Below are 25,026 nucleotides of genomic sequence, written 5' to 3' on the forward strand. Positions count from 1 at the left end.
AGGCCTTATCCTGCTGGGATCGTGAGTGACGCTTCTCTCCGCGCGGCGGACTTTCCGGAACTGGCTGTCGTCCTGAACCCGAATGCGGGGGGTGGACTGGCGGCGCGGGAGTGGCCGCGCCTGCGGGCGGAACTGGAGCGGCGCGGGCTGCAGCACACCCTGATTCAGGAGGAGAACGCCGCACTGGCCCTGGCGCGGGTGCAGGCCCTCCCGGCGGGCACGGCGCTGATGGCGGTGGGGGGGGACGGCACGGTGGGGGCGCTGCTGCCCGCCGTGGTGGACACCGGGCGGCCCCTGGCGATCCTGCCGCTGGGCACCGGGAACGACTTCGCGGGCCTGCTGGGCCTGAAACCCGGCGCGTTCGGCGAGGCGCTGGACCGGCTGGCGTTCACGCCGCGCGCCGTGGACGCCCTGACCGTACGGGCGTACCACGCGGACGGCCGCGTGACGGAACGGACGCTGCTGAACGGCCTGGGCATGGGCTTCGACGCGGACGTCACGACGAACATGGACCGCGTGCCGCCACGCGTGCGGGGCTTCGCCCGCTACGCCTGGTCGGCGGTGGCGACCCTGAAGGACCTGACGCTGGCCGACGTCACCGTGGCCGCGGACGGGGTGACGCTGTACGCGGGGCCCAGCCCGATCGTGGCGGTCATGAACGGCACCCGCTACGGCGGCGGGTTCCTGATCAGCCCCCAGTCGGACGTGCGTGACGGCCTGCTGAACGTGGTCGTGGGCGGCCCCATGACCCGCCTGCAACTGAGCGGACTGCTGGCACGCGTCCTGCGCGGCACGCACCTGGGCCACCCGCTGGCGCACCACGCGGCGGCGCGGCAGGTCTCGGTCCGCTGGAGCCGCCCCATCCGCGCGCATCTCGACGGTGACCTGAGCGCCCCCGTCACCCGACTGGAGGCCGAGGTGCGGCCCGGCGCGGTGCGGCTCCTGAACGCCTGAACCAGCGCGTTCAGTCCTCGCCCATCAGTCCTCTTCGGGCCAGTCCGGTTCGTCGCCGGGTTCCTCGACCGGGCGGCCCGCCATGAACTCGCGCAGGGCGGGCCAGATGACGTTCCAGGTGTACCCGCGCCGGGCCAGGAACGCGAACGCACTGGCCTGCGGGTCGCGCTTGCGGGCCAGGGACGACCAGCGGCGCTCCAGCAGGGTCAGGACCTCGGCGTGCTCGCGGTCCGGGTCACGGGCCTCGACGACCTCCTGAATCAGGTCGTCCTGCACGCCGCGCCGCTTGAGGGTCTGCCGGACCCGCATGGTGCCCACACCCCGTCGGGCGCCCTCGCTGCGGGCGACCTGCGCGTCGTTCTGGTACCCGAGTTCCTGCACGCGCCTGAGGACCTCCTCGATCAGGTCCGGGTTCTCGCTGCGGCGTTCCAGGCGGCCGCGCAGTTCGGCGGCGCTCAGGGCCCGCTGGCCCAGCGCGCGGAAGGCGTACGCGAGCAGCGCGTCGCGTTCCTCCTGCGGGTCGCGGGGCCGCGCGGGGCGGGCCTCGGGCCCGGCGTCCGGGGTGGCGGGGCGGGGTCGGCGGGCTCTCACCCGCGCAGTATGCCGCGCGGGCTGGAAGGCGAAGGTGGCCCGGCACCGCGCCCAAAGCCCCGCACTTGCCGCGCGGCCCCGCGGGCCGCTATAGTGCGCAGGTTGCCCACCGCGCGCGGTGAGCGGCCCGGGTCACGGCGACGTGCCCGGCGCGCCGGAACCCCTGCGGTCCGGACGCTCGCGTTCCCGCCATGGGAACCGCCCCGACCCGCCAGACAGGCGGCGGGAGAACAAGGAGAACCACCATGGCCCTTCGTCACAAGTCCGCCCAGAAACGTCACCGCCAGAGCCTCAAGCGCCGCCTGCTGAACCGCAGCCGCAAGAGCACCATCAAGACCTTCAGCAAGAAGGCCCTGGTGGCCGCCCAGACCGGCGCCGAGGACATGGCCGCCGTGCAGTCCCGCGCCGAGAGCCTGATCGACAAGGCCGCCAAGGGCAGCACCCTGCACAAGAACGCCGCGGCCCGCAAGAAGAGCCGTCTGGCCAAGGCCATCAACAAGGCCAAGGCCGCGCAGCAGGGCTAAACCGCCCGGTCTGCTGGGGGCGCGTCGGCTGCGGCTGACGCGCCCCTCTCCTGTGCTATGGATTCCGTCTGTTTCGTTCACGACCCGGAAGGACACCGGCTGACCAACTCCACGCCCGGAACCCGCCCTGCTCGTTCTCGCGCCCATCCGGACTGAGCAGTTTGTGCAGACCATTCAATCGGGATTCGTATGACAACGGACGTCCCCCACACCGCACGGGTGATGGGGGACGTCTGTTGCGCGGGTGCGTCAGCGGACGGTGGCGCGCACGGCGCAGCGGGCCGACGCACCGGCCTTCAGGGTGGGGATCTCCCAGCGGACCGCGCGGTACTCGCTGGGTTTGACCTCCACCTGTTTCTGCACCTGACGGCCGTTCTCGGTGACGGTCACGGTCTTCTTCAGGGGCGCCGGTCCGAAGGTCTTGCCGTCCACGGAGTACAGCGTGGTGACGCCCGCGACGGTGCAGCCTGCACTCTGGAAGATCACGGCCTTGTCGACCGGCATGCTGAGTTTCAGGCCGCCGAGGTCGCGGGCGCTGACGTTCTGGAAGGTCTGCGCGAGGTCCAGGATCGTGCCGGGCACCACGCCGACCCGGCTGGCGTCCGTGAGGGTCTCGGTGGTCTTGCCGTCCTTCGTGATTTTCGTGACGACGGAGGTGCTGGCGGTCAGTTTCAGGGGGCTGGGGGCGGTGGGCGCGGCGGCCAGGGCGGCGCCGGGCAGCAGGGTCAGGAGCAGGGGTAGCAGTTTCATGGGCGTCCTCCGGGGCGTGCGGTCTCGGGCGTCATTCTGAGTGCGGGTGTGTGACGCGGGCCTGACGTAGGTGTACCCCGGGCGTGCATGAGGGTGCTGTGACCGTTTTCGCCCCCGGCGGGTCAGGCGGTCAGGGCGCCGCGCGTCTCGACCACTCCGGCCAGTTCACGGGCGATCTCGTGGATCTCGGTTTCGTCCTGCCCCTCGACCATCACGCGGATGAGGTTCTCGGTGCCGCTGGGGCGCAGGTTCACGCGGCCCTTCCCGTGCAGGCGTTCCTCGGCGCGCTGCACGGCGGCCTGCACCTCGGGGTCCACGGCGATGGCCTTCTTGTCGGTCACGCGGACGTTCACGAGGGTCTGCGGGAACATCACGAGGTCGTCGTGCAGGGCGTCCAGGGTGGTGCCGAGCGCCTGCATGCTCTTCAGGGTCAGCAGGGCGGTCAGGACGCCGTCCCCGGTGGGCGACACGTCCAGGAAGAGGATGTGGCCGCTCTGCTCGCCGCCCAGGTGCAGGCCGCCGCCGTGCAGGCGCTCGTGCACGTAGCGGTCGCCGACGGCGGTGCGTTCCAGCGGGATGCCCGCGTCGCGGAGTTTCACCTCCAGGCCCATGTTTGCCATGATGGTGGTCACGACGGCCGTCTCGCCGCGCGCGCGGGCGTTCAGGAGCAGCATGTGGTCCCCGTGGACGACGTTCCCGCGGCTGTCCACGAACAGGGCGCGGTCGGCGTCCCCGTCGAAGGCGACGCCCAGGTCGTACTTCCCTTCGCGCACGATGCGCTGCAGGTGGTCCATGTGGGTGCTGCCGCAGCCGCGGTTGATGTTGCGGCCGTCCGGGGTGGTGTACACCGCGAACACGTCCGCCCCGGCCGCCTGGAAGACCTTGGGGCCCACGCGGTACGCGGCGCCGTTGGCGCAGTCCATGGCGATCCGCAGGCCGCTCAGGTCCGGCGCGAGGGTCTTGAGGTAGTTCACGTACAGGCGCTCGGCCTCGGTGTAGTTCGTGACGCCCCCCAGGTCCACGCCGGTCACGGGAGCCAGGTCGGGCACGCGGTCGATAGCGGCCTCGATCTCGTGTTCGGTCGCGTCGCTGAGTTTCTGACCGTCCGCGCCGAAGAACTTGATGCCGTTGTCCTCGTAGGGGTTGTGCGACGCGCTGATGACGACGCCCGCGTCGGCCTTCAGGTGGCGGGTCAGGTAGCTCACGCCGGGGGTAGGCAGCACGCCCAGGTGGATGACGTTCACGCCGCGGCTGGTCAGTCCGGCGGCCAGCGCGGCTTCCAGCATGTCGCCGCTCTGGCGGGTGTCCTTGCCGATCACGACCGTCGCGCGGGGGTTGCTGCTCTTGAGCACCTCGCCCGCAGCGGCGCCGAGGGTCATGACCCAGCTGGCCGTGAGGGGGTGGGTGCCTGCGACGGCGCGCACGCCGTCCGTTCCGAAGTACTTCCGTTCCGTCATGATCGCGCCCATCATACGCGCCGGAGTATCGGCCTCGCCGGAGGCCGTGCAGGCCAGTGCACCTGAATGGACGCAGTTCAGGCGGCGCAACTTTTCCCGGGCGGGCCGCGTAGTGCAGGGCATGAGTGGATTCTCGATCGGATCGTTCTCCTTCAGTCGCAGCGGGCACGGGCACCGGGGCGGGTTCCTGGGGCATCACAGCCGCTCCTCGCACAGCCACGGGCGGCACCACTACGGGCACGGCGGGCACTACCGCGCGCGCCGCCGGGGACCGCTGGGCTGCCTGGGCGTGTTCATGGTGGGCGCGGCGCTGGCGGGCGGGTCGCTGCTGGGCCTCGTGTCCCTGTTGACCTGATGGGGTTGAGCTGATGGGGCTCACCTGATGGAGCTGAGCTGATGCGGCTTGGGACGCTGCTCGCGGATACGTGGCGCGCCCCGTCCGGCGAGGTGGCGGTGGACGCCCGCGTGTGGCCGCGTTCGCTGCGGGCGCAATTTCCCGGCGCGCGGCTGCGGGAGTCGTGGGTGGGCGAGGGCGCGGCCTTCGCCCGTTACGCGTCGCCGGGTGGACCGCTGTTTCTGAAGTACCTCCCGGCCGGGTGGCGGGACACGCGGGCCGCCGCGCGCCTGGCGCGGGAGGCGACCTACCTGCGCGACCTCGCGCCGGGCTGCCCGGTGCCGTACGCGCCGCTGCTGCACGCGGCCCGCGGCGCGGATCGTCCGCTGGCGCACCTGCTGATGCGCGACCTGACGGACGCGACGACCGGCTGGGGCTCCTTCACGGACGACGCCGCGCGGGAGGAGGGGCTGCGGGACGTGGTGAGGCTGCTGGCGGCCCTGCACGCGTACTGGGCCGGGCCGGGCCGCGCGGCCCTGAGCGGTGAGTGGGTGTGGCGCCCGGTGGAGGTGCTGGACCGGAATCGCGTGGCCCGGTGGCAGGTTCGGCCCGGCGTGCCGGATCTGCCCGCCGCGCAGCGGGACGCGCTGCTGGACGCCGCGCAGGCCCTCCCGGCGCTGCTGCGGGACGCGCCGGTCTGGACGCTGGTGCACGGCGACATTCACGCGGGGCAGGTGCTGTGGTCCCGCGCGGACGGCACGCCGGTCCTGATCGATTACGGGCAGGTGCATCCCAGCCTGCCGGGCGAGGATCTGGCGCACCTGCTGGCGCTGCGGCTGGATGCCGGGGAACGCGCCCGACTGGGCGATGATCTGCGGGCGGTCTACGCGGACGCGCTGGCGCAGGCAGGCCTGCCGCTGACCCCGGCGGCGCTGCGGGCACAGGAGCGGGCGGGGCTGGCCCTGAACCTGCTGTCCACCGCCCGGCAGACCCTGCGGCGCCGGGACAGTGGCTCGGGTGGCGTGGCGGCGGCGCTGGAGCGCGCCGCTCAGGTCTGGTCGAACGACACCGCGACCTGAGCGGCGTTCAGGAACGCGCGGTGGCGGTCCAGTTCGCGGTCCAGCGCAGCCGTGAACGCACTGGTGCGCCGCACGCCGGGTCGCAGGCCGATTCCCGCCGTCAGGGTGCCGCCGCCCACACTCGGCCCGCCGACGCTCAGATTCGCCCAGCCGACCGCGCGGCCCGCGTGCAGCAGCGGCAGCGCGTAGTACCCCATGGTGCGCTTCGGGGCGGGCGTGTATGCCTCGAAGCGGTACGCCCAGCCGTGCAGGTGCTCGAAACGTCGGCGGTCCCACACCAGCGGGTCGAAGGGATTCACGATCCGCACGCCGCGCGGGGCGGGCGCGTCGCCGGGGTGGTCGCCCGGCACCCACACGTACGGCACGCCGTCCACACGCTCCCCCTCCAGGTCACCCTTCAGGGCGTCCCGCAGCGCGCCGCGCAGGTCCGCGCGCAGGTGCGGCAGGCCGTAGCCGGACAGGCTGGTCAGGTAGCGCAGGCTGGGCTCCGGCAGCGGGCCGTACAGCCGCGCCAGCAACCGCACGACCTCGCGCAGGCGGTCCGGGGTGGTCAGCGGGTCGGCCCGCAGGGCGTCCAGGTGCGGGGCCAGCCCGTACACGCGCACGCCCCCGTCGCGGCGCACGATCCGCGCCTCGCCCCGGTAATGAAGGGCGTCCAGCGCGCGGGTGGTCGCCTGACTGTTCCCACCCCAGTAGTTCGAGGCGCGCCGGGCGCCCAGCGCGGCGATCACGTCGCGGGGGTGGACCTCGCCCCGCTCGTGCAGGACGGCGCGCACATCCGCGATCAGGCCGGGATGCTCGCGTTCCACGCGCGTTTCGGGCACCTCGCGCGGATGCAGGAGGCGCTGCACGTCCCGCGTCACGAACCCGTAGTTCGGGATGATGTCCTCCTCGGCGTCCAGCGTGGGGTACAGCCGCTCGAGATCCCCGGCGCGGTAGTCCTTCACGCGGGCCATCAGGGTGAGGTCCTGCGCGCGGGCGGGCGCGCGGATCGGATCGGCCTGCACGAAGCCCATGCGGTCCAGCGCGGCCTGCACGCCGGGCGCAGGCGTCAGGGTCCGCAGTGCTGCGGCGCGCAGGTCGGCAGGCGTGAGGCTCACGCGGTCAGGCTAGCGCACTCATGAACAGGGCGGGACGCTCCTCGTGGAACGTCCCGCCGCGTGAGCTGACCTCAGCTCAGGGTCTGCCCTTGCCGGGGTTGGTGCTGGGCTTGCCGCCCTTGTCGTCCTTGCCGTCCTTGCCGGACTTCTCGGATTTGTCCTTGTCGCCGTCCTCGCCACTCTCGTCAGTGTCATCGCTGCCGGGCGCGGCCTTCAGGCGGTTCGCGACGGCCGGGAGGGGCAGCGACTGGGTGCGGCCACGGGCGTCGGTGAACTCGATCTTGATCGCGCCGGGTCTGCTGAGGTCACGGGTGACGTTCACGGTGAGGGCCTCGCCGGTCGCGGGGGTCAGGGTGACGCTCCGGACGTCGCTCAGGGTCGCCGTGCCGGTCAGGGTGACGGTGCCGTCGGCGTTCAGGGTGCCGATGACGCTGCCGTCCGCGCCGAGCAGAGTGGCAGTTCCGCCCGCCGCGATGAAGGCCTTCCAGGCGTCGGCGGCGCTGGCGGTGACGTTGCCGGGCAGCGTGACGGTCGTCGTGGGCGCGGGGGTGGTGGGCGCAGGGGTGGTGGGCGCAGGGGTGGTGGGCGCAGGGGTGGTGGGAGCGGTGCCCTCGGCCAGCGCGGCGGTGCCCAGGGTCAGGGCGGTCAGGACGATCAGGGTGCGGTTCATGGGGCCTCCTCTGGCAGGGGGCGGCGCGGTGGCCGCCGTGAATTGAGACAACATCGGCAGTGTGCGCCGCGAAGCTGACGGAAAGCTGTGAACACGAAAAACTTCGCGTCCCTCCCGCCAATCGGGGGGGCTGCCCGGCGGCACCTCTGCCCCCGGCTGGACACCGCGCGGCGGGCGGCGGCAGGGGGGTGGTACGCTGGAAAACCGTGATTGACCGTTACCTGACCCCGGAAATGAAGGCGCTGTGGAGCGAGGCCAGCAAGTACCGCGCGTGGCTGCGCGTGGAGCTGGCTGCCATGCAGGCGCAGGCGCGGCACGGCGAGGTGCCCCAGGACGCCTACGACACCCTGATCGCCAGGAGTGAGGCCGATCCGCTGGACGAGGCGTTCGCGCTGAAGGTCGCGGAGATCGAGGCGGTGACGCGGCACGACATCGTGGCGTTCACGCGCGCCCTGACCGACCGGTACGGCGACGAGGCGCGCTTCATCCATCACGGTCTGACGAGCACGGACGTGGTGGATACCGCGCAGAACCTCGTGCTGGACGAGGCGCTGGGCGTGATCATCACGGACGTGGAGGCGCTGCGCGAGGTGTGCCGCATTCAGGCGGCGGCGCACAAGCACACGCCGACGGTGGGCCGCACGCACGGCATTCACGCCGAACCGATGACGTTCGGCCTGAAGTTCCTGAACTGGATGGCGACCCTGGACCGCGACCTGGAACGCCTGCACGCCGCGCGCAAGCGCATTCAGGTGGTCATGCTGTCGGGTTCGGTGGGGACGTTCGCGCACGTCTCGCCCCGCATCGAGGAGGAGGTTGCGCAGGCGTGGGGCTGGCAGGCCGCGCCGGTCACGAACCAGACGCTGGCGCGCGACCGTCACGCCGAGGTGCTCAGTGCCCTGGCGATCTACGGCACGACCGTCGAGAAGATCGCCGTGGAGATCCGTCACCTGCAGCGCAGCGAGGTGCGCGAGGCGATGGAACCCTTCGGGAAGGGCCAGACCGGCAGTTCGTCCATGCCGCACAAGAAGAACCCGATCCTCACGGAGAACGTGACGGGATTGAGCCGCCTGCTGCGCGGGTACCTGCTGACGGGCCTGGAGAACGTGCCGCTGTGGCACGAGCGGGACATCAGCCATTCCAGCGCCGAGCGGGTCATCCTGCCCGACGCGACCGCCGCGACGAGTTACGCCACGCGCCGCCTGACCGGCGTGCTGCGTGACCTCGTGGTGTTCCCCGAGCGGATGCTGCGCAACCTGAACGACCTGGGCGGTCTGGTGTACAGCCAGCGGGTGCTGCACGCCCTGATCGACGAGAAGGGCCTGTCCCGCGAGGACGCCTACACCCTGGTGCAGCGCAATGCCCTGCGCTCCTGGGAGACCGGCGAGGGCCTGCGTGACCTGCTGAAGGCCGACGCGGACAGCCCCCTGAGCGACGCGGAACTGGACGCGGCGTTCGACCTGGGCTGGTACCTGCGGCATGTGGACGACATCTACGCGCGTTTCGGGATGTAAACGCAGCTGGGCGGGGTGGGCGGAGGCGCGTGCTCTCCCCTGCCCCGCCCTCTTGACGCCGTCCCAGACGGACTGGAGGTGCCCCCGCCGGGGGCGTTTGCGTGGTATTTCCCGTTCTGCCGGGCCTGCGGGTGGTACCTTCGCCACCCGATGGCCCGGAAACGACGTGCGAAACGCAGAAAACCCCGCCGGGGCGCGGGCACCTTCGAGCCGGGCTGGGTGGTCCCCGCGTCGCACGTGCTGCTGTGCGTGAACGTGCTGCTGCTGGCCGCCGTGCTGCGCGAACTGAGTTAGCGTCGGCACTGGACAGCGCGGTCAGGTCCAGTCGGTGGGCAGGAAGTCCAGGTGCAGGCCGCCGTCCGGGGTGACGTGCGCGCCGATCAGGTGGTTCCCGGCGGGCAGGGAGGCCAGCTGCAGGGGGCGGCGCAGCAGGTCGTCCAGGACGCGCAGGGTGTGGCGGGCGGCGCGGGCGGGCGTGCCTGGGGGCAGGTCGATCACGCCGGCCTGCCGGGCGTTCAGGTGCGTTTCGCGCCGGGCGTCGGGGGTGGGGCTGATCTTCAGGGCGAGCGGCACGCACAGGGTCAGGGGGCCGCCGGGCGTGTGAATGGTCAGCGGGTAGCGGAGCGGCTGGCCGGGCCAGGGGTCGCTGAACTGCCCGGACTGTTCGCCGCTGCCGGTCGGGTCGAGGTGCGCCTGGAGCCAGCGGGTGACGCGCGCGGGCGGGACGCGCAGGGTCCTGGGTGTGATCCGGGCGGGCCGGGTGGGGTCGACGAGCAGGGTGCCGTGTTCGCAGGGCGTGACGTCCAGCGGGCCGGGCGGGCGGTCGAGGCGGGTGGTGTCGGCGACCGGCAGGCCGAGGGTGGCGCCGGCGGCGGGCCAGTGGGCGGCGGCCGCGCGGGTCAGGAGGGCAGTGTGGCCGCGGTCGTGCCGCAGGGTGTGCCCGGCGAACGTGAGGGTCCACCCGGGGCTGGTCAGGGCGTCGCCGGTGGGGAGGCCCAGGGGACCGCCGGGGCCGCCGCGGGCGTGGTAGTGGGTGTCGGCGTGGTGGTGCAGGGCGCGGGTGGTGTGGCCGTCGTGGTACAGGGCGCCGTGGTCGGTGGTCAGCTGGTGTCCGCCTGGCACGGCGTGCAGGTGCGTGGGGGTCCAGCCGAGGCTGCACGCGCGGGCGTGCAGGGCGCCGCCCGGGTCGGGTCCGGCGGGGACCAGGGTGCAGCGCAGGGTCAGGTGCGCGTAGGGGTGGGGGTCGCCGGGCAGGTGCAGGGGCAGGTGCTGGGGGGTGGGTGGGCCGGGGCGTAGCGGGATGGTCGCGTGGTGCCGCGCGCGGGCGGGGGCGGGGCGGGTCTCGCTGATGACGGCCTCGACGTGCAGGGTGTGGGGGTGCAGCGTCTGTGTGTGCAGGTCCGTGGGGTGCAGGACCGGGGGGCAGTGGAGGTTCAGGGTCAGGGTGCGGCTGCCGCCCAGGCGCAGGTACTGGCGGTGGGTGTGGGGGCGGCCAAGCAGGGGCAGGCGGGTGTGGCTGGCGTGGTGGGTGGCGTCGCTGCGGGCGAAGTTCTCGTCGTTCAGGACGCGCAGGTCCAGCGTGAGGTCCAGGTGTGGGGGCGGCGGCGGGTCTGGTGGTCGCTGCGGTTGGGGTGTGGTCATGGGGCGCCTCTGGCCCGTGTTGTACCGGGTGGGGCGTGATCAGCTCATGATCAGCGTGGGTGGACGGGCTGGGCGCCACCGGGCCGGGGACAGGTGCGTGGGGGGCCGCGGCCCTGATAAGATTGAACCCAGTACAATCCCCCATTCTGCCCCCCCATTCCGGCGCAGCCGCGCGCCCACCCCGAGGAGTGACCATGGACTTCACCCTGAACGACGAACAACGCCAGCTGCAGCAGCTCGCCCGCGACTTCACCCGCAAGGAGATCATCCCGATCGCCTCCGAGTACGACCAGAAGGAGGAACTGCCCTGGCAGGTCGTCGAGAAGGCCTTCGAGGTCGGCCTGCTCAACCCCAGCATCCCCGAGCACGCGGGCGGCCTGGGCCTGGGCATGTTCGACGAGTGCCTGATCGGCGAGGAGATCGCCTACGGCTGCATGGGCATCTACACCGTCCTGATGGCCAGCGAGCTGGGCATCGCCCCGATCCTGATCGGCGGGACCGAGGAGCAGCAGAAGCGCTTCCTGACGCCTCTGACCGAGAAGGCCGGGCTGGCCGCGTTCGCCCTGAGCGAACCGAACAACGGCTCCGACGCCGCCGCCATGGGCACCACCGCCGTGCTGGACGGCGACGAGTGGGTCATCAACGGCACGAAGATGTGGATCAGCAACGGCGGTCTGGCCGAGGTGACGGTCGTGTTCGCCACCACCGACAAGCAGGGCGGCCACAAGGCGACCGTCGCGCTGGTCGTGCCCAAGGACGCGCCGGGCTTCTCGTACAACAAGATCAAGCACAAGCTGGGCCAGCGCGCCAGCCTGACGAGCGAACTGGTGTTCGAGAACGTCCGCGTGCCCAAAGAGAATCAGCTGGGTGGCCTGGGTGACGGCTTCAAGATCGCCATGAAGACGCTGGACAAGACCCGCATTCCGGTCGCGGCGGGCTCGGTCGGGATCGCGCGGCGCGCCATGGAGGAAAGCGTCAAGTACGCCAAGGACCGCGAGGCGTTCGGGAAGCCCATCGCGCAGTTCCAGGCGATCCAGTTCAAGCTGGCCGAGATGGCCATCGGCATCGAGACGGGCCGCCTGATGTACCAGAAGGCCGCGTGGCTGGTCGACCAGGGTCAGCCCCACGGCTTCGAGAGCGCCATTGCCAAGGCGTACTGCAGCGAGATGGCGTTCAGCGCCGCGAACGAGGGCATCCAGATTCACGGCGGGTACGGCTACGTCGCCGAGTACCCCGTCGAGAAGCTGCTGCGCGACGTCAAGCTGAACATGATCTACGAGGGCACCAACGAGATCCAGCGCGTCGTGATCAGCCGCAACCTCCTGAAATAAACGGCAGGCGGCGCAGGGGCGGACAGGCGGCCGGGCTGTCCGCCCCTGCGCCATCTCCTCTGTGCCGTCGGCTCTGCGCCGCTTCCTTGACGGCCCGCGCGAGGGGCGCCCACCGGCCGCTATCCTGCGCGCATGAAACTTGTTCGGTTCTCGGTGGGGAGCGCGGCAGACGGCTCGGCGCAGTGGGGCGTCCTGAACGGCACGCAGGTGCAGGTCACGCGCGGCATGGGCGGGAAGGTCACGGGCGAGACGCTGGAGGCCGCGCAGGTGACCCTCCTGGCCCCGGCTGAGCCCAGCAAGATCGTGTGCGTGGGCCGCAACTACCTGGATCACATCCGCGAGCTGGGCAACGACACCGGCGACCTGCCCGCCGAGCCCGGCATCTTCCTGAAGGGCCCCAACGCCCTGGCCGAACCCGGCGGGAGCGTGCAGAAACCCGACTGGACCGACAACTTCCACTTCGAGGGCGAACTGGCCCTGGTGATCGGCCAGCGCGCCCGGAACCTCACGCCGCAGAACGCGCTGGCGGCGGTCGCGGGGTACACCTGCGGCCTGGACCTGACCGCCCGCGACCGGCAGAAGACCGACCTGCAGTGGTTCCGCGCGAAGGCCGCCGACCGCTTCTGCCCACTCGGCCCCTGGCTGGAAACCGAGTTCGACCCGCGCGACGTGCGCGTGCAGACCCGCGTGAACGGCGTAGTCCGCCAGGACGGCCGCACTGCGCAGATGATCTTCCCGGTCGTGGACATCCTGGTGTACCTGACGCGCTTCGTGACGCTGGAACCCGGCGACGTCGTCCTGACCGGCACGCCCGAGGGCGTCGGTCCGGTCGGCCCGGGCGACACGGTCGAGGTGGAGGTCGAGGGTCTCGGGGTGCTCGTCACGCCCATCGTCTGACCGCAGTGTCCAGGTGCACCCGGGCGCCACCGCGCCCCTCTCGGGTGCCCGTCCTGTGGGTCCGCCCGACCTCAGACGTCAGCCCTTCAGCACCGCTGGATGCTGCGGTGACACGGGCCGTCTGCCCCGTCAGGAGGGCCGGGATGTTCCCCCCGACCGTCCGGGCAGAGGCCCAGGTCAGGAGGCCGCCGACCGCCGGGCTGTCCGGCGGGACCGCGCAACTGACGGCCCGGTCAGTGCCGGTCGCTTGACACCCCCGGGGGTGGCCCATACCCTGAACGCACGTTTTACCTTTTCATCGTCCTGCCCGCCCTGCCCACGCGCCCCCTGACCGGGGTCGTGACGCCCGCGGCCGGTCAGGACCGGAGGTTCCATGAAGAAAGTGCTTCTGACCGCCCTGCTCGCGACCCTCAGTGCCGCGTCGGCCGCCACCCTCGTCTTCGGCGGCAACGGCGAACCCGTCAGCCTGGAATCCGGGAACATCACCGACGGCATCAGCATCCTGGTGCAGCGGCAGATCTACGACACCCTGGTCGACTTCGAGGACGGCACCACCGACCTCAAGCCCGGCCTGGCCACCAAGTGGACCGCGAACGCGAACAACACCGCCTGGACCTTCACGCTGCGCAAGGGCGTGCGCTTCCATGACGGCACCCCCATGAACGCCGACGCGGTGATCTTCAACCTGGGCCGCTGGTGGGACAAGAGTCACCCCTACGGCTTCCGTGACCAGGGCCGCACCTTCGAGATCGTCGGGGAGCTGCTCGGCGGCTACAAGGGTGACGCCACGGCCGTCATCAAGAACATCGTGAAGGTCGACGAGTACACCGTGCGCGTCGACCTGAACAAGCCCTCCAGCGTTCTGCCTGACGTGCTGGCCGCCGGTTACTTCGGCATTGCCAGCCCGACCGCCATCAAGAAGGACGGCGCGAAGTACGGCACGCCCGCCAGCAAGCCCGTCGGTACCGGTCCCTTCATCTTCCAGAGCTGGCGCACCGGCGACCGCGTGACCCTGCTGCCCAACAAGCTGTACTGGGGCGAGAAGGCCAAGGTCGATCAGCTGGTCATCCGGTCGATCAAGGACGCCAGCCAGCGCCTGAACGAGCTGAAGGCCGGCACCATCGACTTCGCCAACGACCTGACGCCCGACAGCCTCAAGAGCGTCCAGGGGGACAAGAACCTCGTGGCGGTCAAGCGTCCCAGCTTCAACGTGGGCTTCCTGAGCCTGAACAACCGCAACCAGTACCTCAAGAACGACAAGGTGCGTCAGGCGATCAGCATGGCCATCAACAAGAAGGAGATCGCCAACGCCTTCTGGAACGGTCTGGGCACCAGCAACGCCAGCTTCCTGCCCCCGGTGCTCGCCTGGGCGAACAGCTCCAAGGTGCCGGCCGACTACAAGTTCGACCCGGCCGCCGCCAAGAAGATGCTGGCCGACGCCGGCTACCCCAACGGCTTCTCCATCGACCTGTGGTACATGCCCGTCAGCCGTCCCTACTTCCCCACGCCCAAACCCATCGCGGAAGCCATCGCCGCTGACCTGAGCGCCATCGGCGTGAAGGTCAACCTGAAGACCGAGGACTGGGCCAAGTACCTGCAGGACCGCAACAAGGAACCCGGCTTCGACATGTACATGATCGGCTGGACCGGCGACTACGGCGACCCGGACAACTTCTACGGCGCGTACTACGGGGCCAACGCCAGCGACGACATCAACTGGAACCCCGCGAACGTCGAGACGCTGCTCCAGCAGGGCCGCGCCGCCGCCACCCAGGCCGCCAAGGCCAAGGTGTACCAGCAGCTCCACGAGATCACCTACAACGCCGCGTACCGCATCCCCATGGTGCACAGCAACCCGCTGGCCGCCGCCCGCAGCTACGTGAAGGGCTGGACGCCCAGCCCGCTGGGCAGCGAACCCTTCAACACCATCAGCGTTCCCGGCAAGAAGTAACCCCCGGTCAAGCGTGAGGGCCGGAGCAGCGCCTTGCACGGGCCTGCTCCGGCCCTCACCGTTGGCGCCCACCTTCTCAGACGCCACAAACCGTCCGGGCCCCGTGGCGCCCACCGCCCGCCCCGCCCGCACTGAACGGTTGTCTGACACGCCAGTGCGCCGCCGACCCTCTCACACCTCTGGAGATTCACCTTGGGCAGTTACCTGATCCGCCGCCTCGCGCGGACCCTGCTGGTCATGCTGGGCATCAGCCTGGTCGTTTTTGTCTTCGTCCGGTCCATTCCCGGCGACCCGGCCGTCGCCATGCTCGGGGAGCGCGCCACGCCCGAAGCGGCCGCCGCGCTGCGCGAACAGCTGGGCCTGAACAAACCCTGGTTCTTCAACCCGGCCAATCCCCTGGACGCGCAGTACCCGAAGTACATCACGGCGCTGGTCCGCGGCGACCTGGGCACCGGCCTGAAGAGCAACATTCCCGTTCTGGACGACCTGAAGTCCCGCTTCCCCGCCACGGCCGAACTGAGCGTCGCGGCGCTGCTGGTCGCCCTGATCGTCGGCATGCCAGCCGGGATCCTGGCCGCGCTGCGGCGCAACAGCATCTGGGACAACCTCGCGACGACCATCTCGCTGCTGGGCGTGAGCATGCCGGTGTTCTGGCTGGGCCTGCTGCTGTCGTACTTCTTCGGCGTGAAGCTGGGCATCCTGCCGCCCAGTGGCCGGGCAGGAACGGAATTCAACGTGGACCCCGTCACGGGCTTCAACGTGCTTGACGCGCTGCTGCGCGGTCAGCCCGCCGCAGCGTGGGACAGCGTGCGGCACCTCGTGCTGCCCGCCCTGGCGCTGGGCAGCATTCCCCTGGCGATCGTGGCGCGCATCACGCGCAGCTCCATGCTGGACGTCCTGAACCAGGATTACGTCCGCACGGCCCGCGCCAAGGGCCTCACGGACCGCACGGTGACCATGAAGCACGCGCTGCGCAACGCGCTGCTGCCGGTCGTGACCGTGATCGGGCTGCAGGCGGGCGCGCTGCTGGGCGGCGCCGTGCTGACCGAGACGATCTTCTCCTGGCCGGGCCTGGGGTCGTGGGTGTACGACGCGATCAGTCAGCGCGACTACCCGATCATCCAGGGCGGCGTGATCTTCGCGGCGCTGGTGGTCAGCGTGGTGAACCTGCTCGTGGACCTGAGTTACGCGTCCCTCGATCCCCGCATCCAGTACAGCTGAAAGGAACAGTGACCCATGACGACAACGACTGTTCCGCAGTCCACACCGAAACAGGACAGCATCTTCTGGCGGCGCTTCCGGCGCAGCACGCCCGGCAAGGTCGGCGCGGTGATCGTGCTGGCGTTCGTGCTGCTCGCCGTGTTCGCCAGCGTCCTGAAACCCTACGATCCGCGCAATGAACCCAACCGGTACACCCTGCGCCTGAAACCGCCGTCCATCACGGCCCTGTGGAACGAGGAGGCGAAGCAGACGTACACCGATCCCGTCAGCGGGAAGTTCAACGTGTTCGCCGCGCCTTTCGGCACGGACAACCTGGGCCGCGACGTCCTGACGCGCGTCCTGCACGGCACCCGCATCAGCCTGAAGGTCGGGGTGGTCAGCACCATCCTGGCGCTGGTGATCGGGTCGCTGCTGGGCGTGCTCGCCGGGTACTTCGGCGGGTGGCTGGACAGCGTGCTCGGCTACCTGACGGACGTGATGCTGGCCTTCCCCGGCATCCTGCTCGCCATCGGCTTCGCCAGCATCTTCAGTGCCGACAACCCGCCGCTGCTGATCGCGGGCATGGACCGGCTGTTCGCGCTGAACAGTCCGCAGCTGGTCACCGCCATGCTGGCCGTGTCGCTGGTGCAGATCCCGGTGTACCTGCGCCTGGCGCGCGGCGTGGTCCTTTCGGTCCGCGAGCGGGAGTTCGTCGCGGCCGCCGGGGCGCTGGGCGCATCACAGTGGCGCATGGTCTTCCGGCACGTGCTGCCCAACAGCCTCTCGCCGCTGATCGTGCAGGGCGCGCTGAGCATCGCCACCGCGACCATCGAGGTCGCCGCGCTGGGCTTCCTGGGCATCGGCGCGCAGCCGCCCCTGCCCGAGTGGGGCACCATGATCAGTGACAGCCGCCAGTACTACCTCGACGCGCCCTGGACCATGATCTTCCCGGGTCTGGCGATCTTCCTGACCGTGCTGGGCTTCAACCTCCTCGGGGACGGCCTGCGCGACGTCCTGGACCCCCGCAGCACCCAGTAGACCCCACACGACGAGGCGGCCCCTGGATCACCTGGGGGCCGCCTCTGTCTGCCGTTACTCGCGGGGGATGTTCACGTCGAACAGCGCGCGCACGAACTCGCGGCTGTCGAAGGGTTGCAGGTCGCCGGGCTGCTCGCCCACCCCGATGAACTTGATCGGCACGCCCAGTTCACGCACGATCGGCACCAGGATGCCGCCCTTGGCGGTGCCGTCCAGTTTCGTGACGATCACGCCGGTCAGCGGGGTGGCCTCGTGGAACTTCTTGGCCTGCTGCAAGCCGTTCTGGCCGGTCACGGCGTCCAGCACCAGCCAGACCTCGGCCGGTTCGTTCGGGTCGGCCTTCTCGATCACGCGGCGAACCTTCTTCAGTTCCTCCATCAGGTTGTGCTTGTTGTGCAGCCGCCCGGCGGTGTCCACGAACAGCAGGTCCGTGCCTCGCGCCGCGCGGGCGGCGGCCCCGTCGAAGGCCACCGCGGCCGGGTCGCCGCCGTCCACGCCCTGCACGACCGGGATGCCCAGCCGGTCACCCCAGACGCCCAGCTGCGTGCCGGCGGCGGCGCGGAAGGTGTCTCCGGCGGCGAACATGACGCTCCTGCCGCGGTCCACGTAGTACTGCCCCAGCTTGGCGATGGTGGTGGTCTTCCCCACCCCGTTCACGCCGATCACCATGACGACGTGACCCTTCGGGTCCACGCTGCTGCGCCGCGCGTCGGGGCTGAAGCCCAGCTTGCGGAACTCGGCGCGTCTGGCGTCGGGTTCCAGTTGCAGGGTCAGGGCGTCCATCAGCGCGTCCTGGAGGTTCTTGCCCTCGGCGCGGCGGATGTCGTCGAGGATCTCCTCGGTGGCGGCGCGGCCCACGTCGGCGGCGATCAGGGCGTACTCGAGGTCCTCGATGGTGTCCAGGCGATTGGTGAGCACGTCGCGGACGTCACTGCCCAGGAAGCCTGCGGTGTCGTTGATCTGCTTGCGGGTCTTGGAGAGCCCGTCGCGGAGACGTTCGAGCCAGCTCACGCGGGCACTCCGGCGGGGGGACAGGGGTGATTCATGCGCTCACCATAGCGTCCCGGCGCGCGGTCGCGCGTCCCCGGACAGCTTCAGGTTCCGGACACGGTACGCATGAGGTGCAGCTTGATCTGCCCGGCGCGCGCGCGGCTGAACGCGCCCTTGCCGAGCACCTGTTCCGGCTGGCCGGGCGGCGTCCAGACCAGGACGGGCACGTGGTCGGTCCAGCGGGCGCGCAGGTCAGGGAACGCGTCGATGTCCACCGGGGTGAACGGGACGTTCATCGCGCCGAGGTTCGCGGCGGCCAGCTCGCACAGGTGACACCCGGCGCGGGTGTACAGGGTGAGGGTGGGCAGGGGGGCGGGCGTCACGGTCAGGCGGGCTGCAGGACGTGCGGGCGTTGCAGCAGCGACATGGCCTGCACCGGGGCGTACATGTCGTTCGAGGACAGCAGGTCCCCCACGCTGGAGTAGATGCGCAGCACCTGTCCGCCCTGACGCACGGCGTACATCTGCCCGTCCGGGCCGACCTGGATCAGCCAGGGCGCGTCGGCAGGCTCGCCGACCAGGGTTTCCATGGCGAAGGTCAGGCCCGGGGTGCCGTCCGCCTCGATCTTGCGGACCTTGCGGGCGACACTGTCCACGATGTACACCGCGCCGAACTGGTCCACGCCCAGGCCCTCCAGGGGGCGCAGCGCGTCGCTGTTGCGGTCCAGGCGGAACGCGAAGCGGCTGATGTACTCGCCCTGCGCGTTGAATCGCTGCACCTCGTTGTTGCCGGTGTCAAGGACGTACACGTGCCCGTCGGGCGCGGCGACGATCGAGCGGGGCTTCTCGAAGCGGCCCAGGCCCTGCCCGCGCCCGCCGAAGCGGCGCAGGAAGCGGCCCTCGAGGTCGAAGACGACCACGTGGTGCGCCTCGGCGTCCAGGATGAACACCTGCCCCTGCGTGACGGCCACCCCGACCGGCTGGAGCAGTTCGCCGTCGCCCAGCCCGTACGGGCCGAAGGATACGAGTTCCTGCCCGTCCGGGTCGAGTTTGCGGGCCAGGGTGCCGCTGCGGCCCTGGCGGTAGTCGAGCAGCGTGACGAACATGTTGCCCTCGTGGTCGCTGGCCATGGCGTTGGGCGCGCCGGGCAGGCCCTGGGCGCCGCCGGTCTGGTCGCGCAGGCTGGCGCGCAGCTTGCCCTTGAGGTCCAGCAGGCGCAGCGTGCCGCGTTTCTCCTGGACGCTCAGGGCCAGCGCGACCGGGTCGTTGAACACGTCGTCGCTGAGCACCCCGGCATCGATGCGGGCGATCACGTCGTCCAGGGTGGGGCGCGAGGCGGGGTCCTTCTCGATCATGTGCAGGATCAGGTCGTTCAGTTTGCCCGGCACTTCCAGCCTCACCTGCTTGGGTGGTTTGGGGGACTCGAAGACCTGCTGGTGCACGACGGCCTCGTAGCTGCCCTTGAAGGCGGTTTGCCCGGTGACCAGTTCGTAGGCGAGCAGCCCCAGCGAGTACACGTCGCTGCGGGCGTCCACGCGGTTGCCCTTGGCCTGTTCGGGCGCCATGTAGATGGGCGTGCCGACGCGCGCGCCGGTCATGGTCAGGCGGGTCAGGACCTTCCCGACCGCGATGCCGAAGTCCATGAGTTTCACGCCGCCGTCACGCAGCACGCCGTCGGTGAAGGCACTCTTGAGCAGCATGACGTTGGCGGGCTTGATGTCGCGGTGCACGACGTTCTGCATGTGGATGTGGCGCAGCGCGTCGGCCAGGGCCCGCATGATCTGCGCGCTTTCGGTGAAGGTCAGCGTGCGGTTTTCCAGCACGTCCTCGAGGCTCTCGCCGTCCAGGAATTCCATGGCGATGTAATGCTCGGGGTCCTGCATGCGGTAGTCGTACACCCGCACGATGTTCGGGTGGTTGAAGCGCTTGAGGACCTCGGCCTCGCGGTAGAAGCGCTTGACGAACTTCGCGTCCGCGAGGTACTTGTCCTGCGGGACCTTCAGCGCGACCGTGCGGCCGTCCTGGCGGCGCCGGGCGCGGTACACGCTGCCCATGCCGCCCACCCCGATCCGGTCGAGGACCTCGTAGTCCTGGAAGCGCAGGTCGCTGGTCACCTGCGTCTGCGTGAGGTTCGTGCGGCGCTGCACCTGCGTGGGCGCGGCGGTGCGCTGCACCTTCATGGGTTTGCGGCCCGGGCGGTCCAGGCTGGGCAGCAGCATGCGGCCCATGTGGTACGCGGCGGTGGCGATCACGAACGCCGCGGCGACCAGCACGCCCTGCGCGCGGTTCAGGTCGCTCAGCTGCATCTCGGCGGCGCGCGGGCCGCCCACGCCCAGCGCCAGCGCGGCCAGCAGCGCGGCCAGCAGCCCCACCACGACGGCCACCGCGACGCTCAGCACCCGTTCGTTCAGGCGGACGGTCAGCAGGACGCCGACGATGAACAGTGACGCGAGCAGGACGGGGGTCACGGTCGGCTCCGGCGCGGGCGGGGGCAGGTGGGGCGCGTCATTGCCCCTTGTTATACAGGTCGGCACTGTCACGCGCCTTACATCCCGCCCCCCGCATGCAGCGCGCCGCGTGCCCGGGAGCCAGCGCCCAGGGATGGGTGCGCAGCGACTCGAGCGCAGCGGCCGGGGGATGGCGCCCGTCCGGGGGGGGAGCGCGCGCGGGGCGTGTCACGCGGGGCATACTGGACGGGATGCCCGCTTCAACGCTGCTGACCCGCCCGGAGGTGCGCCGTGGACTTCTGGCTTGAACTGGTCGAACTGTACGAGTACAAGGTGCAGGACCTCACGGAGGGCCGCGTGCCGCGCGGCGGGCGGCGCGGTCTGGCCGTGCTGCGCGACGAGCTGCTGGGCGCGCCCCTGGAGCCACCGCTGCTGCGTCGCCTGATGGAAACCGACCGGCAGTACCGCCTGCACCAGGGTAACCCGGTGCAGCACACCCGCCCCCGCCCCGGGCACGGCGGGCAGAGCACCTGGACGGCGCCGCCCACGGCGGATTCCGAGGAGTCGCGCGCCTGGGAGGAACTGCAGCTGCTGCAGTGGCACCAGCGGGCGGCGGCGCAGGCGCGGGACCTGACGCTGCGCTGGCAGCGCGAACCGGAATTCGGGCATCTGCGGGTGCTGTACACCGTGATCGAGAACGCGGAGCGGCTCTCGCGGCCCGGCACGCAACCGCTGGCGGTGCCGCCCGCGCACGACGCGCTGATGGACCTGCACGACCCGGAGGTCACGGGGCGTCTGGCGCAGGCGCTGTCCGCGCTGCTGCTGACCGAGGACGGCCGCACGCGGGTCCGCGCGGCCCTGTCGGCCGTGCACGCCGAGCCGTTCCCGCGCCACCCGGACGAGGACGTGCTCGCCGCGCGCATCGCGGCCGCCGAGCGCGAGCACGTGTCGCACGAGGCGCGCGAGGCACTCGTGCGGGCGCTGCGGGCCGAGTTCCCGCTGCCGCGCGACCCGCGCGAACGGCCCGCGATCCGCGCGGCGGCGCGGCACGTGGCGCAGCTGCTCGACCCGATCCTGGACGCGCTGCCCAAACCCAGTCTGAACGGCGCGCCGCAGGGCAGCATCCTGCTGGCGCAGCACGCGGGTAGCGCCATGCGCGTCCCGGACGACGGGGCCGAGCGGCTGACGGTGTTCCTGCGCGGCGGCAGCGGCGCCCGCTGGCGCGGCCTGAACATCGAGTGGCAGCCGATCGGCCCGAACTGGCAGCTGCAGGTGGGCTCGCAGCTGACCCTCCTGCGCCCAGGGTTGCCTCCGCACGAGCGCTCGCAGACGCTGAAACTGCCCGACCAGCAGTTCCGGGCGTTCGTCAGCGGGGCGTACATGACCCTGGTGGTCGAGAGTCACACGGCGCTGGAACTGGGCCGGCGGGCGTCCACGGCGCGGGCGGCAGCGCTGCTGCTCAACCCGGCGCAGGATTTCGCGTTCCTGCGCCTGGCACGCGCGGCGGCGCAGGTGATGCGCGGCGGTCCGCTGCAACTGGAGAAACTCACGCCGGACAGCGCCCGCAAGTATCTGGACGCCACGCCGGACGTGCTGCTGTCCTTCGCGCGCAAGGGCGTGGAGACGCTGGTGGCGCGACTGACGCGTGTGGGTGCCGACGACGCCGCGCAGGCCTTCCGCCGCGCCGCGCAGGCACTGGGGCTGCACCGGGTGGTGGCCGACCGGCTGCATGCGGCGCTGCATATCGCGCTGCACGACCCGGAAACCATGCCCGAGGGTGTGCCGGTCACGCAGGTGGATCTCGCGCCGGGCGGGCACTTCACGAGCGTGGTCCTCAGCGACGAGCCGCTCACCCTGCACGTCGAGGGCCGGGGCGTGACCATCCGCTGGGACTACAAGGGGGAACTGGTCGTCATGATGCCTGGGCTGGCGCCGATGGTGCTGCACGACCTGCTCGTGGCGCGCCTGCCGGGCGGGAACCTGCTGCTGGTCCGGCACGGGTCGTGGCTGGGCGCGGCGCTCGCGCCCGACGTGCCTGTCCCGACGCTCGAGGCGGCCGAGCTGTCCACCGACGACATCCGCATGAACTGACGCGGACCGGCGCCGGTCCGGCGGCGCGGTGGGTGACGGGCGCCGGGTTGGTGGGGGCGGCGCGGGCGGGTACCATGAGCGGCATGTCGGGTGTCTCGGTGTCTTGCGCGGTTGTGATTGCGGCCTTCAACGAGGAGGACACCGTGGGCGGGGTGGTGCGCGTGGCGCGGACCTTCACGCCGGAGGTGATCGTGGTGTCCGACGGCAGCGTGGACGGCACGGTCGGCGCGGCGCGGGAGGCCGGCGCGCAGGTCGTGGATCTCGCGGTGAATGTCGGCAAGGGGGGCGCACTGCACGCGGGCCTGCGGGCGGCGCGGGCGGACGTGGTGATCCTGCTGGACGCGGACCTGACGGGCCTGAGCGCCGCGCACTTGGAGACACTGTGCGACCCGGTGCGGCGCGGCGAGCTGGACATGAGTATCGGGGTGTTCGAGGGCGGCGGGTTCGTGACGGACTGGGGGAACAAGCTCACGCCGCACCTGAGCGGGCAGCGGGCGTGCCGACGCGAGTGGCTGCTGGCCGTGCCGGACCTGGCGGCCGAGCGCTGGCCGGAACCGGCGATCACGCGGCACCTGAAGGCGACGGGGGCGCGCTGGGCATACGTGGAGCTGCCGAACGTGGCGCAGGTCGTCAAGGAGAAGAAGCGGGGCTTCTGGGGGGGTGCGAAGGCCCGCACGAAAATGTACGTGTCGCTGCTGACGTACCGGGCGCGCCGCCGGGGCTGACCGGTCCGGGCGGCGCGATCCGGTGGTCCGCCGCGTTCAGCGGTTCAGGTCGATGGTGCTGCCGTCGGCCGTCTGGTAGCGGACGATGCCGAAGGCGGGCACGAAGTAGCTCAGCTGGACGCTGCTGCGGCCGCCGGTGACGGTCTCGGTCCGCAGGATCAGGGCGTTGAAGGTCCCGGCGGCGAGTTTCAGCGGGGCGGTGCCGGTGACGGTGACGGTCATGCGCAGCGGACCGCTGGCGGCCTGCCAGCTCTGGCCGGTCTGGAGGGGCCCGGCGGGGTACACGAGCAGCGGCGGGCTGTACCAGCTGAGGCGTCCGGCGGCGTTCACGCCGCGCAGCCACACGCTGCCGTCGGCGCGGTACTCCAGGAGGTCCTGGCTGTAGGTGGTGCTGCCGTACTGGTGACTGACGGGTGTGACCTTCACGCCGCGGTGCGTGACGGGCGCCCCGACGACTTGGGTTTCGCCGCTGCTGTACGTCCAGCGGGTGCCGGGGCGGTGCGGGTAGTAGTTGGGGTCCAGTGCGGGGGTGACGGCCTGAACGGCGGGCAGGAGGGTCAGGGCCGTGAGGAGCAGGGGCAGGAGGGGACGCATGAACGCCCCCCAGGGTAGCGTGCCGGGCGGCCGCGTGCCCCGTGATGCGCGGCAGGCCGTCCGGTACGGGGTGAACATGACCCGCTGCCGTGGACACGGTCCGCGTGCCCCGCTCCCCCTGCGAGAGGGCGGCTCTCGCAGTGCCCCCCGGCAGTGGCGCGACAGGGCGGAAGGGTGAGGGGGCCACCGGGCGAATCCGGATGACGTGGCATCACTCGACTCCCGTCTGGAGCGCCAGGGCCCGCTGTGCGTCTGTCCAGGGGCTTCCGGCGGGGGCTTCAGGGCTGCGCGGGGCTCAGGGTGAAGCCGCCCTTCGGGTTGGGGTGCAGCTGCGCGAAGGCGGTGTCCGGGTCGTGCGGCGTGCAGATGATGGCCCCTTCCTCGAACCACTGGCCCAGGTGGCGTTTGCGGGTCTCCAGGGTGGTGACGGGGTACAGGTCGTAGCCCATGATGTACGCGGTGGGCGCGTGGGCCAGGGTGGGGATCAGGTCGGCGACGTACACCAGGGTCTGCCCGTCCTGACGCAGCACGACGCCCTGCTGGCCGAGGTTGTGCCCGGGGAGCGGCAGGACGCTCAGGCCGGGGCGCAGCTCGTGTTCGCCATCTACGACCTCGAAGAGGCCCGCGTGCTCGATGGGGTCGATGTAGGCGGGGAGGTAGCTGGCGCGGCTGCGTTCGTGGGTGTGGCGGGCGTCGTGGAGTTCCTGTTTCTGCACGACGTAGCGGGCGTTCGGGAAGGTGGGGTCGCCCAGGGTGGTGACGTTCCGTCCGGCGTGGTCGAAGTGCAGGTGCGTGTTGATCACGAGGTGGATGTCGTCGGGGCTCAGGCCCAGGGCGTCCAGGCCCCGGAAGACGGTCTCGTCGCGGTCCAGGGCGTACATGGCCTCGAATTTCTCGCCGCCCTGGTCCCACATGCCGGTCTCGACGAGGATGTTCTCGCCGCCCAGCTGGATCAGCAGGGGGTTGATGCGCAGCCGGATGCGGTTCAGCTCGTCGGGGGTGGCAGCGCGTTCCCACAGGACGCGGGGGACGCTGCCGAACATCGCCCCGCCGTCGAGGCGGAACTGGCCGTCGGTTAGGGAGTGGACGGTGGCGGGGCCGATCTGACGGGACTGGATCCAGGTGCTCACGCGCCCGAGCCTACCAGAC

The 25,026-nt window shown here is 71.1% G+C and carries 24 protein-coding genes; 13 read left to right on the top strand and 11 right to left on the bottom strand.

Translation table 11 applies throughout. The annotated features are described in order from the left end of the window. Window positions 1–21: 21 nt before the first annotated feature. The gene (locus tag DEIGR_RS09840) at window positions 22–954 is read left to right on the top strand and encodes a diacylglycerol/lipid kinase family protein (RefSeq protein WP_083523996.1); all 933 of its coding nucleotides are present in this window, start codon (window positions 22–24) and stop codon (window positions 952–954) included. 24 nt (window positions 955–978) lie between these two features. On the opposite strand, the gene DEIGR_RS09845 is transcribed toward DEIGR_RS09840, so the two are convergent. Continuing rightward, window positions 979–1,545: a RecX family transcriptional regulator gene (locus DEIGR_RS09845; RefSeq protein WP_058976835.1), complete on the bottom strand. Its 567-nt coding sequence runs from the start codon at window positions 1,543–1,545 to the stop codon at window positions 979–981. A gap of 245 nt (window positions 1,546–1,790) precedes the next feature. On the opposite strand from DEIGR_RS09845, the gene rpsT reads away from it, so the two are divergent. After that, on the top strand, window positions 1,791–2,069 hold the full coding sequence (gene rpsT, locus DEIGR_RS09850; protein ID WP_058976837.1) for a 30S ribosomal protein S20: 279 nt from the start codon (window positions 1,791–1,793) through the stop codon (window positions 2,067–2,069). A 249-nt stretch (window positions 2,070–2,318) separates the two neighbouring features. Here the strand turns inward: rpsT and DEIGR_RS09855 are convergent, their stop codons facing one another. Both DEIGR_RS09855 and glmM read right to left on the bottom strand, forming a co-directional pair. Next, on the bottom strand, window positions 2,319–2,819 hold the full coding sequence (locus tag DEIGR_RS09855) for a hypothetical protein (RefSeq protein WP_058976839.1): 501 nt from the start codon (window positions 2,817–2,819) through the stop codon (window positions 2,319–2,321). Window positions 2,820–2,941: 122 nt separating this feature from the next. After that, window positions 2,942–4,276, bottom strand: a complete 1,335-nt coding sequence (gene glmM / locus DEIGR_RS09860; protein WP_058978645.1) for a phosphoglucosamine mutase — start codon at window positions 4,274–4,276, stop codon at window positions 2,942–2,944. A 121-nt stretch (window positions 4,277–4,397) separates the two neighbouring features. On the opposite strand from glmM, the gene DEIGR_RS09865 reads away from it, so the two are divergent. After that, the gene (locus DEIGR_RS09865; RefSeq protein ID WP_058976841.1) at window positions 4,398–4,631 is read left to right on the top strand and encodes a hypothetical protein; all 234 of its coding nucleotides are present in this window, start codon (window positions 4,398–4,400) and stop codon (window positions 4,629–4,631) included. Window positions 4,632–4,672: 41 nt separating this feature from the next. Further along, a complete protein-coding gene (locus tag DEIGR_RS09870; RefSeq protein ID WP_083523997.1) occupies window positions 4,673–5,689 on the top strand; it encodes a phosphotransferase family protein in 1,017 nt (338 codons plus the stop codon). Here DEIGR_RS09870 and DEIGR_RS09875 read toward each other — a convergent pair. Together DEIGR_RS09875 and DEIGR_RS09880 are read right to left on the bottom strand one after the other, a co-directional pair. After that, on the bottom strand, window positions 5,659–6,789 hold the full coding sequence (locus DEIGR_RS09875; protein WP_058976843.1) for a DNA glycosylase AlkZ-like family protein: 1,131 nt from the start codon (window positions 6,787–6,789) through the stop codon (window positions 5,659–5,661). The genes DEIGR_RS09870 and DEIGR_RS09875 overlap by 31 nt on opposite strands. Before the next feature lie 76 nt (window positions 6,790–6,865). Next, the gene (locus tag DEIGR_RS09880; RefSeq protein WP_174518656.1) at window positions 6,866–7,459 is read right to left on the bottom strand and encodes a hypothetical protein; all 594 of its coding nucleotides are present in this window, start codon (window positions 7,457–7,459) and stop codon (window positions 6,866–6,868) included. 206 nt (window positions 7,460–7,665) lie between these two features. Here DEIGR_RS09880 and purB point away from each other — a divergent pair, with 206 nt between their 5' ends. Further along, a complete protein-coding gene (gene purB / locus DEIGR_RS09885; RefSeq protein WP_058976844.1) occupies window positions 7,666–8,973 on the top strand; it encodes an adenylosuccinate lyase in 1,308 nt (435 codons plus the stop codon). Window positions 8,974–9,123: 150 nt separating this feature from the next. After that, window positions 9,124–9,267: a hypothetical protein gene (locus DEIGR_RS20850; RefSeq protein WP_160329928.1), complete on the top strand. Its 144-nt coding sequence runs from the start codon at window positions 9,124–9,126 to the stop codon at window positions 9,265–9,267. A gap of 21 nt (window positions 9,268–9,288) precedes the next feature. Here DEIGR_RS20850 and DEIGR_RS20855 read toward each other — a convergent pair whose 3' ends face one another. Continuing rightward, window positions 9,289–10,614: a hypothetical protein gene (locus DEIGR_RS20855; protein WP_058976846.1), complete on the bottom strand. Its 1,326-nt coding sequence runs from the start codon at window positions 10,612–10,614 to the stop codon at window positions 9,289–9,291. A 194-nt stretch (window positions 10,615–10,808) separates the two neighbouring features. Between DEIGR_RS20855 and DEIGR_RS09895 the strand changes: the two genes are divergently transcribed. The 5 genes from DEIGR_RS09895 (at window position 10,809) to DEIGR_RS09915 (ending at window position 17,031) form a co-directional block, all read left to right on the top strand. Further along, window positions 10,809–11,945: an acyl-CoA dehydrogenase family protein gene (locus DEIGR_RS09895; protein WP_058978648.1), complete on the top strand. Its 1,137-nt coding sequence runs from the start codon at window positions 10,809–10,811 to the stop codon at window positions 11,943–11,945. A gap of 132 nt (window positions 11,946–12,077) precedes the next feature. Then, complete coding sequence (locus tag DEIGR_RS09900; protein ID WP_058976848.1) at window positions 12,078–12,842, top strand: fumarylacetoacetate hydrolase family protein; 765 nt, start codon at window positions 12,078–12,080, stop codon at window positions 12,840–12,842. 373 nt (window positions 12,843–13,215) lie between these two features. Continuing rightward, a complete protein-coding gene (locus DEIGR_RS09905; RefSeq protein ID WP_058976850.1) occupies window positions 13,216–14,793 on the top strand; it encodes an ABC transporter substrate-binding protein in 1,578 nt (525 codons plus the stop codon). Between the two features lie 192 nt (window positions 14,794–14,985). Beyond that, window positions 14,986–16,014 carry an ABC transporter permease gene (locus DEIGR_RS09910; protein WP_058976852.1) on the top strand — a complete coding sequence of 343 codons (1,029 nt, stop codon included), beginning with the start codon at window positions 14,986–14,988 and terminating at the stop codon, window positions 16,012–16,014. Window positions 16,015–16,029: 15 nt separating this feature from the next. Then, window positions 16,030–17,031 (top strand): ABC transporter permease, encoded by a 1,002-nt coding sequence (locus DEIGR_RS09915; protein WP_058976854.1) that lies wholly within the window; start codon window positions 16,030–16,032, stop codon window positions 17,029–17,031. A 54-nt stretch (window positions 17,032–17,085) separates the two neighbouring features. On the opposite strand, the gene ftsY is transcribed toward DEIGR_RS09915, so the two are convergent. From ftsY to DEIGR_RS09930, 3 genes are all read right to left on the bottom strand, one after another. Beyond that, the gene (gene ftsY, locus DEIGR_RS09920; protein WP_058976856.1) at window positions 17,086–18,042 is read right to left on the bottom strand and encodes a signal recognition particle-docking protein FtsY; all 957 of its coding nucleotides are present in this window, start codon (window positions 18,040–18,042) and stop codon (window positions 17,086–17,088) included. Window positions 18,043–18,125: 83 nt separating this feature from the next. After that, window positions 18,126–18,404: a glutaredoxin family protein gene (locus tag DEIGR_RS09925; protein WP_058976858.1), complete on the bottom strand. Its 279-nt coding sequence runs from the start codon at window positions 18,402–18,404 to the stop codon at window positions 18,126–18,128. A gap of 2 nt (window positions 18,405–18,406) precedes the next feature. Next, window positions 18,407–20,488 (bottom strand): protein kinase domain-containing protein, encoded by a 2,082-nt coding sequence (locus DEIGR_RS09930; protein ID WP_058976859.1) that lies wholly within the window; start codon window positions 20,486–20,488, stop codon window positions 18,407–18,409. Window positions 20,489–20,758: 270 nt separating this feature from the next. Here DEIGR_RS09930 and DEIGR_RS09935 point away from each other — a divergent pair, with 270 nt between their 5' ends. Together DEIGR_RS09935 and DEIGR_RS09940 are read left to right on the top strand one after the other, a co-directional pair. Beyond that, the gene (locus tag DEIGR_RS09935) at window positions 20,759–22,558 is read left to right on the top strand and encodes a hypothetical protein (protein ID WP_174518661.1); all 1,800 of its coding nucleotides are present in this window, start codon (window positions 20,759–20,761) and stop codon (window positions 22,556–22,558) included. 74 nt (window positions 22,559–22,632) lie between these two features. Beyond that, window positions 22,633–23,283, top strand: coding sequence for a glycosyltransferase family 2 protein (locus tag DEIGR_RS09940; protein ID WP_407638317.1), 651 nt, complete (start codon window positions 22,633–22,635; stop codon window positions 23,281–23,283). Window positions 23,284–23,319: 36 nt separating this feature from the next. Here DEIGR_RS09940 and DEIGR_RS09945 read toward each other — a convergent pair whose 3' ends face one another. Beyond that, the gene (locus DEIGR_RS09945; RefSeq protein ID WP_058976863.1) at window positions 23,320–23,877 is read right to left on the bottom strand and encodes a hypothetical protein; all 558 of its coding nucleotides are present in this window, start codon (window positions 23,875–23,877) and stop codon (window positions 23,320–23,322) included. Between the two features lie 278 nt (window positions 23,878–24,155). After that, window positions 24,156–25,007 carry an MBL fold metallo-hydrolase gene (locus DEIGR_RS09950; RefSeq protein WP_058976865.1) on the bottom strand — a complete coding sequence of 284 codons (852 nt, stop codon included), beginning with the start codon at window positions 25,005–25,007 and terminating at the stop codon, window positions 24,156–24,158. Between the last annotated feature and the right edge of the window lie 19 nt (window positions 25,008–25,026).

Source organism: Deinococcus grandis (assembly GCF_001485435.1).
GTDB lineage: Bacteria > Deinococcota > Deinococci > Deinococcales > Deinococcaceae > Deinococcus > Deinococcus grandis.